Annotated in this window: 11 protein-coding genes; 8 read left to right on the top strand and 3 right to left on the bottom strand. The window is 69.3% G+C overall.

The genetic code is table 11. The features are described from left to right. Positions 1–343: 343 nt before the first annotated feature. Positions 344–1615, top strand: a complete 1272-nt coding sequence (locus AC1VNM_RS19810; RefSeq protein WP_483108028.1) for a hypothetical protein — start codon at positions 344–346, stop codon at positions 1613–1615. 10 nt (positions 1616–1625) lie between these two features. Continuing rightward, positions 1626–1871, top strand: coding sequence for a hypothetical protein (locus AC1VNM_RS19815; protein ID WP_377159572.1), 246 nt, complete (start codon positions 1626–1628; stop codon positions 1869–1871). Positions 1872–1877: 6 nt separating this feature from the next. Here AC1VNM_RS19815 and AC1VNM_RS19820 read toward each other — a convergent pair whose 3' ends face one another. Genes AC1VNM_RS19820 through glnE form a run of 3 tightly spaced genes read right to left on the bottom strand, consistent with a single transcriptional unit; the run spans position 1878 to position 6170 of the window. Next, positions 1878–2762 carry a DMT family transporter gene (locus tag AC1VNM_RS19820; RefSeq protein WP_377159570.1) on the bottom strand — a complete coding sequence of 295 codons (885 nt, stop codon included), beginning with the start codon at positions 2760–2762 and terminating at the stop codon, positions 1878–1880. A 9-nt stretch (positions 2763–2771) separates the two neighbouring features. Then, positions 2772–3383: a rhombosortase gene (gene rrtA / locus AC1VNM_RS19825; RefSeq protein ID WP_483108029.1), complete on the bottom strand. Its 612-nt coding sequence runs from the start codon at positions 3381–3383 to the stop codon at positions 2772–2774. Between the two features lie 18 nt (positions 3384–3401). Next, positions 3402–6170, bottom strand: coding sequence for a bifunctional [glutamate--ammonia ligase]-adenylyl-L-tyrosine phosphorylase/[glutamate--ammonia-ligase] adenylyltransferase (gene glnE / locus AC1VNM_RS19830; RefSeq protein WP_483108030.1), 2769 nt, complete (start codon positions 6168–6170; stop codon positions 3402–3404). A 73-nt stretch (positions 6171–6243) separates the two neighbouring features. On the opposite strand from glnE, the gene AC1VNM_RS19835 reads away from it, so the two are divergent. The 6 genes from AC1VNM_RS19835 to AC1VNM_RS19860 all read left to right on the top strand — a co-directional run bounded on the left by AC1VNM_RS19835 (position 6244) and on the right by AC1VNM_RS19860 (position 14934). Next, positions 6244–10464: a YhdP family protein gene (locus AC1VNM_RS19835; protein ID WP_483108031.1), complete on the top strand. Its 4221-nt coding sequence runs from the start codon at positions 6244–6246 to the stop codon at positions 10462–10464. Continuing rightward, a complete protein-coding gene (locus AC1VNM_RS19840; protein ID WP_483108032.1) occupies positions 10461–11357 on the top strand; it encodes a carbon-nitrogen hydrolase family protein in 897 nt (298 codons plus the stop codon). The genes AC1VNM_RS19835 and AC1VNM_RS19840 overlap by 4 nt, the downstream gene beginning before the upstream one ends. An 89-nt stretch (positions 11358–11446) precedes the next feature. After that, on the top strand, positions 11447–12034 hold the full coding sequence (locus AC1VNM_RS19845; RefSeq protein WP_377159562.1) for a hypothetical protein: 588 nt from the start codon (positions 11447–11449) through the stop codon (positions 12032–12034). A 334-nt stretch (positions 12035–12368) separates the two neighbouring features. Continuing rightward, positions 12369–13376: a methionine ABC transporter ATP-binding protein gene (locus AC1VNM_RS19850; protein WP_377159560.1), complete on the top strand. Its 1008-nt coding sequence runs from the start codon at positions 12369–12371 to the stop codon at positions 13374–13376. Continuing rightward, positions 13373–14062 (top strand): methionine ABC transporter permease, encoded by a 690-nt coding sequence (locus AC1VNM_RS19855; RefSeq protein WP_483108033.1) that lies wholly within the window; start codon positions 13373–13375, stop codon positions 14060–14062. The genes AC1VNM_RS19850 and AC1VNM_RS19855 overlap by 4 nt, the downstream gene beginning before the upstream one ends. An 89-nt stretch (positions 14063–14151) precedes the next feature. Beyond that, on the top strand, positions 14152–14934 hold the full coding sequence (locus AC1VNM_RS19860) for a MetQ/NlpA family ABC transporter substrate-binding protein (RefSeq protein ID WP_483108034.1): 783 nt from the start codon (positions 14152–14154) through the stop codon (positions 14932–14934). The last annotated feature ends 159 nt before the right edge of the window (positions 14935–15093 follow it).

Consider the following 15093-nt stretch of genomic DNA (forward strand, 5'->3'; position numbering starts at 1 on the left):
GGGGGCGCGATGGCGACGAGGCGTGGCTGCTCGAAGCCGGCGAATCCGGCAGCGAGGGGGTCACAGTCGAATGGCGAGGCCCTCCAGGCGCTCTAGCAGGCGTATAGACGGACGGCGATGCGAGCGGTAGGCGCTTCCCCCATTCGAGGGTCGAAGGGGTGACATCCACAGCCCATGCGCTCCCATTTGGAGGGAGCGACTGCATGCAATTGCATCGATCTCACCGAAATGAGCGAATTGCCAGTGACGCCGACCGTCGCCAACAATTTCAAGCTTCCTTCGGTCGCTTCCGCATCAGGCAGACGGCGCTCGAAACGTCAGTTCTCCTGAACCGGGACATCGGATGACCAGCGAAGTACTTCTTCTCAACAAGCGCGCAATCGTCATCGGCGCCGACAGCGCCGCGACGACCTCGTCCGGCTCCGACCATCCGCGTTACTCGAAGTCGGCCAACAAGATCTTCGAGTTGACGAAGAACGGCGCGATGGCCGCAGCCGTCTTCGGCAACGCCAGCATCGACGCTGTCCCCTGGGAATTGGCGATCAAACTGTTTCGCTCACATCTTGGGCCGAGGACCTTCAATCGGACGCTCGAATACGCTGCGGCGATCATCTCGTTCTTGACCGCCAACGACCGGCTGTTTCCAACGACGTTCAGGGAACAAGAGACGACCGGGCAGTTCGACGCAGCGATCAAGGAGGTCGCCCGCCTCGCGTGCAACGGCGACGAATCGATCCTCGACACAGCACTGCCACTCGATCTGCGTCGGTCGGCTTGGGACAGGCAGGTGAACCGCATCCGTGCGATTCTGAATGCGAAGGGCGTCGCCGCCCCTTTGACGGAAGAAGCCATGCATCGCGCTCTCGAAGAACTGGATCCCTGGGTGCGGCGCGCGCAGATCCAAATCGCAGGATCTGACTCGTTGCAGGCGATGGACTGCGAGGACCTTGCCGACCTGGGGCATCGACTGCGGTATGTCATGCCCGAGGTCCTTCTGCCACGTTCCGGCCTCGTCATCGCGGGGTATGGCGAGGATCAGATCTTCCCCTCCTATGTCCAGCTGGAGATATTCGGTCATCTGGGCGACGAGCTGTTCTATCGACTTCAGAACTCATATGAAATGACGCGAGACGGAGACGCCTTGATCCAGCCGTTCGCCATGAGTTCGATGATCAATGTCTTCACGGACGGCTTCGATCGAGCCCTCGAGGGCATCGTCAATGAACAAAGCCAGATTGCTTTCGCGAAGGTCTTCCAGCGACTTCATGAGGCTGGCATTGACGTTCCAGACCAGTGCATCGAACAGATTTCCGACACCTGCCAGCGCGATTTCATGGCGGACTGGAAACGGCTGAACTGGCAGAGCAACCGGGCTCCGCTGCTTGGGATTCTTCAAAGCCTGGGCATCGAGGAGATGGCCCATTTGGCGACATCTCTTCTCGAACTCCAGTCCCTGAAAGAACGGGTGACATCGTCAACCGAGACCGTTGGCGGACCCATCGACGTGGCGGTCATTACCAAAGAAGAAGGATTGGTATGGATCCACCGGAAGCACTTCTTCGACCTCAGCCGGAACACGCGCTACTCGGCGCGACTCCATCACTCACTTGCTTGAAGGCCATCACATGAACGCGATAGACCATGCAGCGACGATTGACGTCATGCCCAGCCCCCTTGTCCAGCATCCGCGTCGAAAGGCGCCGCATGAAATCACTTTCGGCGAGGTGCTTCAACAATATCTGGAGGAAGAACGAATCCGAAAAGCCCTTCCCGAAAACTCTCCCTTGGCCCAATGGGCCAAACGGAACTTCGACAGGGATCCGCCGCCGCCGCCTCGCAACCCCGTGCTCGACTTCCTCAATTCGCCTTGAGCAGCCTCAGCGATTCACCATCACGATCCCCGCCGCCAGGCCCGCAAGCGCGAGCATCAATCGCGGGGTGATCGGCTCGCCCAGCAGCAGCGCGCCCGCGATGAGGCCGAACAACGGCGTGCTCAGCGTGAAGCTGGACAGCTTGGTCGCCGGGTAGTGGCGGATCAGCCAGAACCACAACAGGTAGCTCGCGAACGACACGATCACCGCCTGGAAACCGAACAGCCCCAGCAGGCGCCAAGACCAGTCGAGCGGGAGCGACTCGCCGGCCGCCATCGCGCCGGCCGCGAGCGCCATCGCCGAGATCGCCAGCTGGTACAGCAGCGTCTTCTCCGCGCTGGCGGACGACAGCTTCGTCGCGCGGATCGCCAGCGTCGTTCCGCCCCACAGCAGCGCGGCCAGCACCCCCAGTGCATCGCCCAGCCACTGCATCGTCTGCCCGGTCCCGTGCAGTCCCTCGCCGAACGCGAAGGCCACCGCGCCGAAGGCGACCAGCAGCCCCGCGGCTTGCCGCTTCGTCAGCCGCTCGGCCGGCGAGATCAAGGGCATGCCCAGCGCAACGACGAACGGCGACAGGTAGAGGAAGACCACCATCCGCGACGCCGTCGTGTACTGCAGGCCGATAAAGATGCAGGCGAATTCAGCCGCGAACAGCAGGCCCGCGAGCAGCCCGCCCGGCAGGCTGCCGTCACGCCGGAACAGCGCGATGCCGCGCGCCGCGGCGAAGCCCCACACCAGCGCGCCGGCCAGGCCGGAGCGCAAGGCCGCCTGCCACAGCGGACCGATCTCGGTCAGCGCGGCCTTGGCCGCGACCTGGTTCAGGCCCCACAGCACGCAGCATCCCAGGAGGATGACCACCGCCGTGCTGTCGAGATGCTGCTTGCGTTCCATGGCGCCGGATCATGCCCGGCGGTCAGTGCGACTTGCCCAGGCCCGCGCGGCCAACGCACACAGCAGCGCCGTCGCCACGCCGGCGATCAGCCCCGTCAGGTGCGCCAGCGGCGCGATCGCGATGTTCCAGCCGTCCCAGTGCCGCAAGGCCGGCGCCGACAAGGGCCGCTCCGCCGCGACCTTCACGGCCAGTCCGACGCCGATGAGCAGCCCGATCACGCGCTCCCGCCCGTGAGACGCCCGCATCCGCATCATCCCGATCGCGGCCACCGCGACCCCCGCGTGCAGCACGCCGGACGCGCCGCCGAAACGCTCGAGCGAGGGCTCGATCAGCAGGCCGAACTGCGTCAGCGGCCACGCCAGCAGCCACGCCGCCGCGTCACGCGCGGTCAGCCGCGCGGCGATGCCGAGCAGCCCGATCACGGCGCAGCCGGCGAGGTTGGCGATCAGGTGTTGCGGGCTCCAGTGCAGCCACGCCGCGCTGACGGCACGCCAGGGTTGGGTCGCCGCAAGTTCGGGTCGCCACGCCATCGCGGCCTGCACTTGCGGCGGCTGGATCCAGGCGACCATCGAGCCGATGGCCAACGCCATCGCGACGAGGAGCCAAGCGCGTCCCGGCATCCGGTCCCGCTCCGCGACTCAGCCGAAGACGGCCCGCCAGAGCGCCAGCACCGCGTCGCGCTGCGGCGCAAGCGCCTCGGCGGCCTCGCCGTCGAGCGAGGTCGACTGCTCGTTCAGCCGCGCCCGGTGTTGCACGCGCCGCAGCTCGCGGTACGCGTCCGCGGCTGCGCGGCCCACGTCGGCGGGCAGCAGTCCGAACGACTCGGCGCGCTGCAGCAATGCGATGTTGCCGGCGTTGGCCAGCAGTTCCGGGTGCTGCGCGGAGTGCGCCAGGATCAGGTACTGCAACGCGAATTCGGCGTCGACCATGCCGCCCGGGCTGTGCTTGACGTCGAAGAAGCCGGCGCGCACGGTCCGCGCGGCGCGCAGCTTCTCGCGCATCGCGACGACCTCCTCGCGCAGCGCCGCCGGATCGCGCGGCGCGGTCAGCACCGCGCGGCGCGTGGCCTCGAATCGCTCGGCCAGCGACGCGTCGCCGGCGCAGAAACGCGCCCGCGTGATCGCCTGGTGTTCCCAGGTCCACGCCGTGTTGCTGCCACGTCCGCCCTGGTAGTTCTCGAACGAGGACAGCGAGGTCACCAGCAGCCCCGAGTTCCCGTTGGGCCGCAGCGCCGTGTCGATGTCGAAGAGCTCCCCCGCCGCGGTCCGGATCGTCAGCCAGGTGATCAGCTTGCGGATGAAGGCGCCGTAGATCTCGGCCGCGTTGTCGTCCTCGTCGTCGAAGAGGAAGACCAGGTCCAGGTCGCTGCCGTAGCCCAGTTCCTTGCCGCCCAGCTTGCCGTAGGCGATGACCGCCAGGCGCGGTGCCGGGCGGTGTTTCTGCTTGAGGCGGTCCCAGGCCCAGTCGAGCACGCATTGCAGCGTGGCATCGGCCAGCAGCGACAGTTCGTCGGCGACCTGCTCGACGCTGATCTGCCCTTCCACGTCCCGCACCAGCGTGCGGAAGACCTCGGCGTGATGCGCGCGGCGCACGCTGTCGAGCAGCGCATCCTCGCTCGCCTCGCCGTGTTCGGCCCAGGCGTCGTGACGCGCCTGCAGGTCCTGGATGAAGGCCGGACCGTCGAAGCGCTCGTTCAGCAGCCGCGCGTCGGCCAGTTCATCGATCACGCCGGGATGCTGCATCAGGTAGCGCATCGGCCAGCGCGCCAGTCCCAGCAGGCGCAGCAGCCGGCCTTGCACGGGGGGGCGTTCGACCAGCAGCGCCAGGTAACTCTCGCGGCGCAGCAGCGGCTCGATCCAGTCGACGAAGCGCTGTGCCGCGTCCATCGTGCACTCGCCCTGGCGCACCGCCTGCGCCGCGCGCCCGACCAGCTTGGCCAGCCGCAGCCGCGATTCCTCGCGCAGGCTCTGCACACGCGGCTGCTGGGCCCAGCGGCGCACATTGCCCGCCAGTTCGGCAGGCAGCTTGTCGAGGAATTCCTCGCTGTCGATCGGCAGCGGCGGCCCGCCGCACATGCCGTTCCTGCAATTGCCCTTGCCGCCCGGCGCGACGCCGTCGTGCAGCAGCGCGTCGAACTCGGTCGCCACCAGCTCCCGCACTTCCATCAGCTTGTCCAGCAGCGGACAGGCGTGGCTGTTGCAGGTCAGGTTCAGGCTGCGCGCGATCCAGCCGATGTCCTCGTCCGCCGCGGGCAGGCAGTGGGTCTGCTGGTCGTCCAGGTACTGGATGCGGTGCTCGACGCGCCGCAGGAAGTCGTAGCCCTGGGCCAGCGCCGTGGCGGTCTCGGGCTTCATCAGGCCGCGCGCGGCCAGCCGCGTCAGCGCCTTCAACGTCGAGCGGGTGCGGATCTCCGGGAACTGCCCGCCGCGCACCACCTGCAGCAGCTGGACGATGAACTCGATCTCGCGGATGCCGCCGCGCGACAGCTTGACGTCGTTGGCCCGCTCGGGCCGCCCGGCGGCGCGGCGCTGGGCCTCGTCGCGGATCTTGCGGTGCAGCTGCCGCAGGCCTTCGAAGACGCCGTAATCCAGATAACGCCGGTAGACGAAGGGCGTCACCAGGCTGCGCAGCTGCATCGCGCGGCCGCTCTTGACGCTCTCGCGCGGCGCGACGATGCGGCTCTTCAACCACGCGAAGCGCTCCCATTCGCGGCCCTGGACGAGGAAGTACTCCTCCAGCATCGCCATGCTGACGGCGGGCGGTCCGGAGTTGCCGTTCGGCCGCAGCGCGAGGTCGACGCGGAAGACCTGACCATCCTCGGTCACGTCGCCGATCAGCGTCGACAGCCGCCGCGACAGCTGGGCGAAGTATTCGTGCGCGGAGATCTTCTGGCCGCCGGCGCCGTTGCCTTCCGTCTGGCCGTCTTCCTCGTAGACATAGATCAGGTCGATGTCGGAGGACACGTTGAGCTCGCGCCCGCCGAGCTTGCCCATGCCGACGACCCAGAAGTCGATGTCCTGGCCGACGGCGTCGCGTGGCGCGCCGTACTGGGCGTCGAGTTCGGCGCGGCAGGCCACGACGCCGATGTCCAGCGTCACCTCCGCCAGGTGCGTCATCGCCTGCGTCACGTCGGTCATCGGGGCGCCCTGCTCGACGTCGAGCACGGCCAGCCGTTCCATCACCAGCTGGCGCATCACGCGCAGCGCGGCGGGCAGCGGGCGCCCGGCTTGCCGGAGCCGGTCCACGACGGCACGCATCGTGACGTCGTCCGGCAGCCCGGGCGGCAGCAACGGCAACTCAGCCGCGTAACGGCGGCGGATGCGCTGAACGAAACGGCTGTGGTCCGCGGACGCGGCGGGCGTCGTGGCGCCTGCCGGGTTCGAGGTTGCCGAGGCAACTGAATCCATCGGTAAAGAATGCTCTCGCTGGCTCATGGCCGGAATGGCTGTGCTAGATTCGGCGACCGCCGTCCACCCTTACATGTCTTCGTCCGCCGCCACCAGTCCTGACTCCGGTTCCGCGGTCGCGAAACGACGCTGGTGGGCACGTTGCGCCCTCTGGCTCGGTCTGGCTTCGGCAGGGGTTTTCTCCCTGCTGATCGCGGCCTGGCTGGCATTGCACTGGGCGATTCTGCCCCACATCGACGACTGGCGACCCGAGCTCGAAAAGCAAGCCACCCAGGCATTGGGGGTACCCGTGAAGATCGGCGCCATCAGCGCCAAATCCTCGGGCTGGATCCCCACGCTGGACCTGCGCGACGTCCGGATCACCGACGCCGCCGGCCACGAAGCCCTGCACCTGCCGCGCGTCAGCGCCGCGCTGTCGCCGCGCTCGCTGCTGGCCCTTGAACTGCGTTTCTCCCAGCTGCTGCTGGACAGCCCCGAGCTGCTGCTGCGTCGCGATGCCAAGGGCCGCGTCTTCGTCGCCGGCCTCAGCGTCGACGGCCCGTCCGACACGCAGGCCTCCGACGACGCCGCCGACTGGTTCTTCGAGCAGCATGAATTCGTCATCCTGCATGGCCGCATCCGCTGGGTCGACGAGCTGCGCGCGGCGCCGCCGCTGGAGCTCTTCGACCTGAACCTGGTGCTGCGCAACGGCCTGCGGCGCCACCGGCTGCGGCTGGACGCGACGCCGCCGGCCGGCTGGGGCGAGCGCTTCACGCTGCGCGGCGAATTCACGCAATCGCTGCTGGACCGCCCCGGCGACGTGCAGCGCTGGAGCGGGCAGCTCTTCGGCCACCTGCCGCGCACCGACGTCAGCGAGCTGCGCCGCTACGTGGACCTGCCCTTCGAGCTCAACGAAGGCGACGGCGCGCTGCGCGCCTGGCTGGAAGTGGATCGCGGCGAGCCGCGCAGCCTGACCCTGGACATGGGCCTGCGCGCGGTGAAGCTGCGCGTCGCGCCGGGACTGCCGGAGCTGGCGCTGGCCAAGATCGGCGGCCGGCTGGTGCTCAAGCAGACGCCGCAATCGCTGTCGCTGGAGGCCAAGGGGCTCGGCTTCCAGGCGGGCGACGGCCTCGACTGGCCGCGCTCGGACTGGCTGCTGGACGTGAAACGCGACCCCAAGACCGGAGCGCTGACCGGAGGCGACTTCCAGGCGCAGCAGCTGGACCTGACCCTCGGGGCGCAGATCCTGGCCCGGCTGCCGCTGGCCGAGTCGCAACGCCAGCTGATCGCCGACATGAAACCCGGTGGTCTGCTCAACGCGCTGCAGCTCCACTGGGAGGGCACGCTCGACGCGCCGCGCAGCTACCGCGCCAAGGGACAGCTGCAGGGCCTGCACCTGACGGCCGCGGCGCCGGAAGCGCCTGCGGATCCGGGCTCCTCGCCGCCGACCGGCCGGCCCGGCGTCAGCGGCGCCGACCTCCAGTTCGACGCCAACGAGCAGGGCGGCACCGCCACGCTGGCGATCAACAACGGCGAAGTGACCTTGCCCGGCGTCTTCGAAGAGCCGTCCCTGCCGCTGAAGCAGGCGCAGGCCACCCTGCGCTGGCAGGCGCAGCGTCCGGCGCCCCTCGGCGGCAAGCGCGCGCCGGCTCCAGCCACAGTGCTGCCGACGACGCTGCCGTCTACGGTGAAGCCGGCGGTCAGCCCGCTCGCGGCGGCCTCGATCGCGACCGCGGCGTCGGCCCCCGACGAGCCCCGCACGCGCTGGTCGGTGCAGTTCAACGGCGTCCGGATCGCCAACGACGACCTGCGCGCGGAGATCGACGGCGCCTGGCAGAGCGGTGACGGCAAGCGTCCGCACGACGCGGGCAAGCTCGACCTGACCGGCCGCATCGACGAGATCAGCGCGCCGCGGGTGCTGCGCTACCTGCCCGCGTCGATGGGCCACGAGGCGCGACGGTATGTCCGCGACGCAATCCGCGACGGCACCGTCCACAAGATCCAGGTGCGGCTGCAGGGCGACCTGCTCGACTTCCCCTTCGACGCGCCGCGCAGCAAGGGCCAGTTCCGCGTGTCCGGGCAGGTCCGCAACCTGACGCTGGCCTATGTGCCCAGCCACCCGGCCGACGACGAGCATCCGGCCTTCCAGTCGCCGTGGCCGGCGATGGAACAGCTGGACGCCGAGCTGATCTTCGACCGCGCCGCCATGAGCATCCGCAACGCCAAGACGAAGCTGATGGGCGTGGAACTGTTCAACGTCCAGGGATCGATCCCCGACCTGTACCACCACGCGCCCGTTCTGGAAATCGACGGCCAGGCGCGCGGCGCGCTGGTCGACGGCCTGCGCTACGTGAAGAACTCGCCGGTCGCGGCGCTGACCAGCCACGTGCTGGACAACACGACCGCCACCGGCCCGATGGCGCTGAAGCTCAACCTGCGGCTGCCGTTGATGCACATCGACGACACGACGGTGAAGGGCCTGGTCACGCTGACCGGCAACGACGTGCGCATCCGGCCCGACACCCCCTTGCTCGGCCAGGCGAAGGCGTTGGTGAGCTTCGACCAGAAGGGACTGCAGATCCGCGGCGGGCAGGCGCGCGTGCTGGGCGGCGACGCCACCTTCGACGGCGGCAGCCAGCCTGACGGCTCGATGCGCTTCGCGGCGCTGGGCACGGTCACGGCCGAGGCGCTGCGCAACGCGCCCGAACTGGGGCTGCAGCAGGTCGCGTCGGTGATGACCGGACAGACCTCGCTGCGCTTCGAGCTGGGCGTGCTCAAGGGCGGGCAGACGGAGGTCACCGTCACCAGTCCGATGCAGGGCATCGCGGTCAACCTGCCGGCGCCGATGCACAAGTCCGCCGACGAGACCTGGCCCCTGCGCATCGCGACGCGGGCGATCGCGGCGCAGGCCGGCACGCAGCGCGAGGAATTGCGCGTCGAGGCCGGCCCGGTGCAGGCGCTCTACCAGCGCGACGTGACGACGCACGAGGCGAAGGTCCTGCGCGGCGCTGTGGCCGTGCGCGAGAAGCTGCCCGAGCTGCCGGCGCAGGGCGTCGTCGCCCGCGCCACCTTCGACCAGTTCAACGCCGACGCCTGGCAGACCGCGTTGCCGGGGCTGACGGGCGGGAAGGAAGGCACGGCGCTCGACAGCGCGACCGACGGCATGGCCGACGGCGGGTACGCGCCGTCGCAGTTGACGCTGAAGGCGCAGACGCTGCAGGTGGCGGGCCGCACGCTGAACGCCGTCACCGCCGGCATCTCGCACGACAGTGGCGCGGGCTGGCGGGTCTCGATGGACGCGCAGCAGCTCAGCGGCCTGATCGAGGTGCGGGCCGCGAAGCCCAACCAGCCGGGCCGCGTCTATGCCCGGCTGTCGCGGCTGTCGGTGCCCCGCAGCGACGTCGACGGCGTCGAGCAGCTGCTCGACAAGCAGCCCAAGTCGGTGCCGACGCTGGACATCGTCGTCGAGGACTTCGAGCTGCGCGGCAAGCGGCTGGGCCGGCTGGAGATCGACGCCCAGCAGCAGAGCGACGCGCGGGACTGGCGTCTCGGTCGGCTCGTGCTCAAGAGCCCGGACGCGACGCTGAGCGCGTCCGGCAAGTGGGCGCCGGAACCCGGCCAGGCGCTGCGCCGCACCGAGCTCGACTGGAAGCTGGACGTCGCGGACGCCGGCAAGCTGATGGAGCGCCTCGGCCAGGGCCAGGTGTTGCGCGGCGGCAAGGGCGAACTGACCGGCCAGGTGGCCTGGCAGGGGTCGCCGCTCTCGCCGGATTACGCGAGCATGAGCGGCCAGTTGAGCGTCGCGATGGAGAAGGGCCAGTTCCTCAAGGCGGAGCCCGGCGTCGGGCGGCTGCTGGGCGTGCTGAGCCTCCAGTCCATCCCGCGGCGGCTGATGCTGGACTTCCGCGACGTGTTCTCGGAGGGCTTCGCCTTCGACAACGTCACCGGCGACATCCGCATCGGCAAGGGCGTGGCCCGCAGCGACAACCTGCGCATGAAGGGCCTGCAGGCCGCGGTGCTGATGGAAGGCAGCGCGGACCTTGCCGCCGAGACCCAGGACCTGCACGTGCTGGTGCTGCCCGAGATCAACGCCGGCGGCGCGGCGCTCGCCTATGCGGCGGTGAACCCCGCGATCGGGCTGGGCGCCTTCCTGGCGCAGTGGCTGCTGCGCAAGCCGCTGGCCGCGGCCAGCAGCGAGGAATTCCGGGTCACCGGCACCTGGTCCGATCCCCGCATCGAGCAATTGCCGCGCCGCGCCCAGCCGCAGGGCAGCTACAACGGCACGGCCGCCCCGCAAGGAGAGACCGCCCCATGAGCACGCCATCCACCGCCTCCCCCAGCGCCGGGCCGCGCGCCGCCGCCCCGGTCACCGTCGCCGCGATCCAGATGGTGGCCGGCACCCGGCTGGAGGAGAACCTCGAGCGCGCCCGCCACTGGATCGGCGAGGCCGCCCGGCAAGGCGCCGCGCTGGTGTCGCTGCCCGAGTACTTCTGCCTGATGGGCCACAAGGACACCGACAAGCTGCCTTTCGCCGAGCGGCCCGGTGACGTCGATGCGCCCATCCAGGGCGTGCTCAGCCGCGCGGCGCGCGAGCACGGCGTGTGGATCCTCGGCGGCACGCTGCCGATGGCGATCGACGGCGCGCCGGTGCCGGCGGAGCGGGTGCGCAACACCACCTGCGTCTTCGCGCCGGACGGCTCGCTGACGGCGCGCTACGACAAGCTCCACCTGTTCTGCTACGACAACGGCCGCGAGCGCTACGACGAGGCCCGCGTGCTGGAAGCCGGCGAGGCTCCCGTGACGGTCGACGCGGCGATCCCCGACGGACCGACGCTGCGCGTGGGCCTGTCCATCTGCTACGACCTGCGCTTCCCGGAGCTGTACCGCGCCATGAGCTTCGGCGGCGAGCGTCCGCTCGACCTCATCAGCGTACCGGCCGCTTTCACCTTCACGACCGGACAGGCGCATTGGGAGCTGCTCCTGCGCGCCCGCGCGGTCGAGAACCAGGCCTACGTGATCGCCGCGGCGCAGGGCGGCACGCATGAGAACGGCCGCCGCACCTGGGGCCACAGCATGATCGTCGACCCGTGGGGCGAGGTCCTGGCCTGCGTGCCCGAGGGCGAAGGCCTGGCGGTGGCCAGGATCGATCCGGCGCGCATCGCGCAGGTGCGCGAGCAACTGCCGGCGCTGCAGCATCGGCGGCTCTGAGCCTCGTCCCCTGAGCCTCAGACACTGAGCCCCGAAAGCGGTCCACTTCGGGCGATCGACGCCCGCTTTGCGGAGGCAAGATGCCCGGCATGATCGACCGTCGCCCCGCTCCTCTCCGTTCCGCGCTGGCCCAGCTGGCTGCCGCGGCGTGCGCCTGCGCGCTGCTGGCGGGATGCGGCACGCCGGCGCGGCCGCTGGAGTCCTCGCTGACCGACATGGAGTCGTTGCAGCTGCGTTCGTGGATCAGTCCGCAACTGCGGCGCAACATCGACCTGCTGCCGGTCACCGGGGGCCAGGAGACCTCGATGTGGTGGGGCAGCCGCATCAACGCGATGACCTTGAACCAGACCTACCAGGAGTCGCTGCGGCGCCTGGGGCTGATGCCGGACGTTCCCGACACCGGCCGCTACCAGTTGCAGGTCGAGGTCCTTGCGCTGGCTCAGCCGAACGTGCCGGTGCTGCCCGAGGTCGCCCTCTCCGTCCGCTACACACTGACGGAACGTGCCGCTGGCGGCGGCAAGGTGCTCTATCAGCGGACGCTGCGCACGACGCAGAAGGCCGGCATCGACGACAGCCTGAACCCGAGCGAGCAACTGCGCATCGCCACGGAGTCCGCGCTGCGCAACAACATTGCGGACCTGATCCGCGAGCTCGCCTCCCTCGCTCTTCCAGCGTAGGCAGTCCTCGGTAGCAAAACCGGGGCAGTACGGAAGTGGTTGGGGACGGTGAGGCGTGGGGTTTCGGACCTTGCGTCCGGGGCCCCATGCCTCGGCGGCCAACGCCCGAACCGCCGAAGGATATTCGTCCGACACCGAAGCGCCCCCCGGGCATGGACGCTGAAAGCTCCCTTCCCGTTATACGAATTCAGCAGAATCCCCACCCCGGCATATGCATATAAGCATTGATTGCTTGCCAAACGCCGGGTAATCCCTAAGCATCACGGTTTCCGCCCCAAAGAGAGGCGCACGACGGCAACGGGTGTCACCTGCCGCTAGCGTCCTTCATCGTCCCGTGATCGAACTCCAAAGCCTGCACAAATCGTATGACGTCGAGGGTCGCCGCGTTCTGGCGCTCCAGGGCGTGGATCTGAAGATCGAATCGGGCGAGGTGTTCGGAATCATCGGCGCGTCGGGCGCTGGCAAGAGCACGCTGCTGCGGGTGATCAACCTGCTGGAGCGGCCGGACAGCGGCCGCGTGGTGGTGGCCGGCCAGGACCTGCAGGCGCTGGACGCCGCCGGCCTGCGTGCCGCCCGGCAGAAGATCGCGATGATCTTCCAGCACTTCAATCTGCTGAGCTCGCGCACCGTCGCGCAGAACGTCGCCTGGCCGCTGCGCATCGCCGGCTGGGAGGCGGCCCGGATCGCCCCGCGGGTGCAGGCCTTGCTGGCCCGGGTGGGTCTGGCCGACCAGGCCGACAAGTATCCCGCGCAGTTGTCGGGCGGACAGAAGCAGCGCGTCGGCATCGCCCGCGCGCTGGCGCTGGACCCGCAGGTGCTGTTGTGCGACGAGGCCACCAGCGCGCTCGACCCCGAAACCACGCGCTCCATCCTGGACCTGCTCGCCGAGCTCAATGAAGAGCTGAAGCTCAGCATCGTCCTGATCACGCATGAGATGGACGTGGTCCGCCGCGTCTGCGACCGGGTCGCGGTGCTCGAGGGCGGCCGCATCGTCGAACAGGGTCCCGTCGCGCAGGTCTTCCTGCATCCGCGCTCGGGCACCGCGAAGCGCTTCGTCCTCGCCGCGGAACACGTCGACGAAGGCGAGCAGCGCGACGACTACGCGCATGTCGCGGGCAGTCTCTGGCGGCTGACCTTCTTCGGCGAACGCACCTACGAGCCCCTGCTGGGCGAAGTCGCCCGTCACGCGAATCTGGACTTCGGCATCCTGGCCGGCCGCATCGACCGGATCAAGAAGCAGCCCTATGGACAGTTGACCATCGCCGTCAGCGGCGGCGATCACGCCGCGGCGCGGCAGCTGCTGGCCGAGCGCGGCGTGCAGGTCGAGGAGCTGCGCGCATGAGCCCCGCCACCACCCCTTCCCTGCTCGACACGCTGAAGGCCATCGACTGGCCCGAGATCGCCACCGCCGGCGGCGACACGCTGCTGATGCTCGGCGGCTCGCTGCTGTTCACCGCGCTGCTCGGCCTGCCGCTGGGCATCGCGCTCTACCTGTTCGACCGCGACCGGCTGGTGTCCTCGCCGAAGGTGTACACGCTGCTGTCCTTCGTCGTGAACGTGCTGCGTTCGCTGCCCTTCGTGATCCTGCTGATCGTGCTGATCCCGTTCACGCTGCTGGTCACCGGCACCTCGCTCGGCGTGGCCGGCGCCATCCCGCCGCTGGTCGTCGGTGCGACGCCCTTCCTGGCACGCCTGGTCGAGACCGCGCTGCGCGGCGTCGACCGCGGCATCGTCGAGGCCGGTCTCGCGATGGGCGCCAGCACACGCCAGATCGTGTGGCAGGGCCTGCTGCCCGAGGCGCTGCCCGGTCTCGTCTCCGCGCTCACCGTCACCGCCATCACGCTGGTCGGCTACACGGCGATGTCCGGCGTCATCGGCGGCGGCGGCCTGGGCGATCTGGCCATCCGCTTCGGCTATCAGCGCTTCCAGACCGAGGTCATGGTCGTGACCGTCGTGCTGCTGCTGGTGCTCGTGCAACTGCTGCAGATGTTCGGCGACTGGCTGGTGACCCGCGTCTCCCATCGCTAGTCACGTCGACCCGCACCCCGCCTCCCCCCTTCCATCGCCGGGCGCCCCAAGCAGGCGCGCGGCACCGTTCCCTCAGAGGAGTTCTACCCATGAAGAAGCTGTTCACCGCCGCCGTCGCGGCCCTGTCCCTGGCGGCCGCCGGCACCGCCGCCGCCGAGAAGCTGACCGTCGCCGCCACCGCGGTGCCGCACGCCGAGATCCTGAACCTCGTCAAGCCCGAGCTGGCCAGGCAAGGCGTGGAACTCGAGGTCAAGGTCTTCACCGACTACGTCCAGCCCAACGTGCAGGTCGCTGAGAAGCGCCTGGACGCCAACTTCTTCCAGCACAAGCCCTATCTGAACGAGTTCAACAAGGGCAAGGGCACGCACCTGGTCGCCGTCGCCGCCGTGCACGTGGAGCCCTTCGGCGCCTACTCGACCAAGCACAAGACCCTGGCCGCGCTGCCCGAGGGCGGCACCGTCGCCATCCCCAACGACCCGACCAACGGCGGCCGCGCGCTGCTGCTGCTGGACAAGGCCGGCGTGATCAAGCTCAAGGACAAGGCCAACATCCTGTCCACGACCAAGGACATCGCCGACAACCCGAAGAAGCTGAAGTTCCGCGAGATCGAGGCCGCCACGCTGCCGCGCATCCTGCCGCAGGTCGACCTGGCGCTGATCAACACGAACTACGCGCTGGAGGCGAAGCTGAATCCGTCCAAGGACGCGCTGGCGATCGAGGGCGGCGAGTCGCCCTACGCCAACTGGCTGGTCACGCGTGACGACAACCAGAACGCCCCGGCCGTGAAGAAGCTGGCCGCCGCGCTGCAGACCGAGGCGGTCAAGCGCTTCATCCAGACGCAGTACAAGGGCGCGGTCGTCCCCGCCTTCTGATTTCCGGACGCTCCGCTAAACGCCCCGCATTCGCGGGGCGTTTGCATTTGCGGGCGAGTAGTCGCGCATTTGTGCCGTATGACGAACGCCGCTTCTTGGCACCATGGCGCCCTCCTCCCATGCCCGGGTCGTGCGCTCGCGCGAGCGCACGACCTGCCC

This window comes from Mitsuaria sp. MSU3D, from assembly GCF_056867975.1.

Coding starts and splice junctions, on each gene's coding strand:
- AC1VNM_RS19810 (WP_483108028.1), top strand. CDS start 344: ATGACCAGCGAAGTACTTCTTCTCAACAAGCGCGCAATCGTCATCGGC.
- AC1VNM_RS19815 (WP_377159572.1), top strand. CDS start 1,626: ATGAACGCGATAGACCATGCAGCGACGATTGACGTCATGCCCAGCCCC.
- AC1VNM_RS19820 (WP_377159570.1), bottom strand. CDS start 2,762: ATGGAACGCAAGCAGCATCTCGACAGCACGGCGGTGGTCATCCTCCTG.
- rrtA (WP_483108029.1), bottom strand. CDS start 3,383: ATGCCGGGACGCGCTTGGCTCCTCGTCGCGATGGCGTTGGCCATCGGC.
- glnE (WP_483108030.1), bottom strand. CDS start 6,170: ATGGATTCAGTTGCCTCGGCAACCTCGAACCCGGCAGGCGCCACGACG.
- AC1VNM_RS19835 (WP_483108031.1), top strand. CDS start 6,244: ATGTCTTCGTCCGCCGCCACCAGTCCTGACTCCGGTTCCGCGGTCGCG.
- AC1VNM_RS19840 (WP_483108032.1), top strand. CDS start 10,461: ATGAGCACGCCATCCACCGCCTCCCCCAGCGCCGGGCCGCGCGCCGCC.
- AC1VNM_RS19845 (WP_377159562.1), top strand. CDS start 11,447: ATGATCGACCGTCGCCCCGCTCCTCTCCGTTCCGCGCTGGCCCAGCTG.
- AC1VNM_RS19855 (WP_483108033.1), top strand. CDS start 13,373: ATGAGCCCCGCCACCACCCCTTCCCTGCTCGACACGCTGAAGGCCATC.
- AC1VNM_RS19860 (WP_483108034.1), top strand. CDS start 14,152: ATGAAGAAGCTGTTCACCGCCGCCGTCGCGGCCCTGTCCCTGGCGGCC.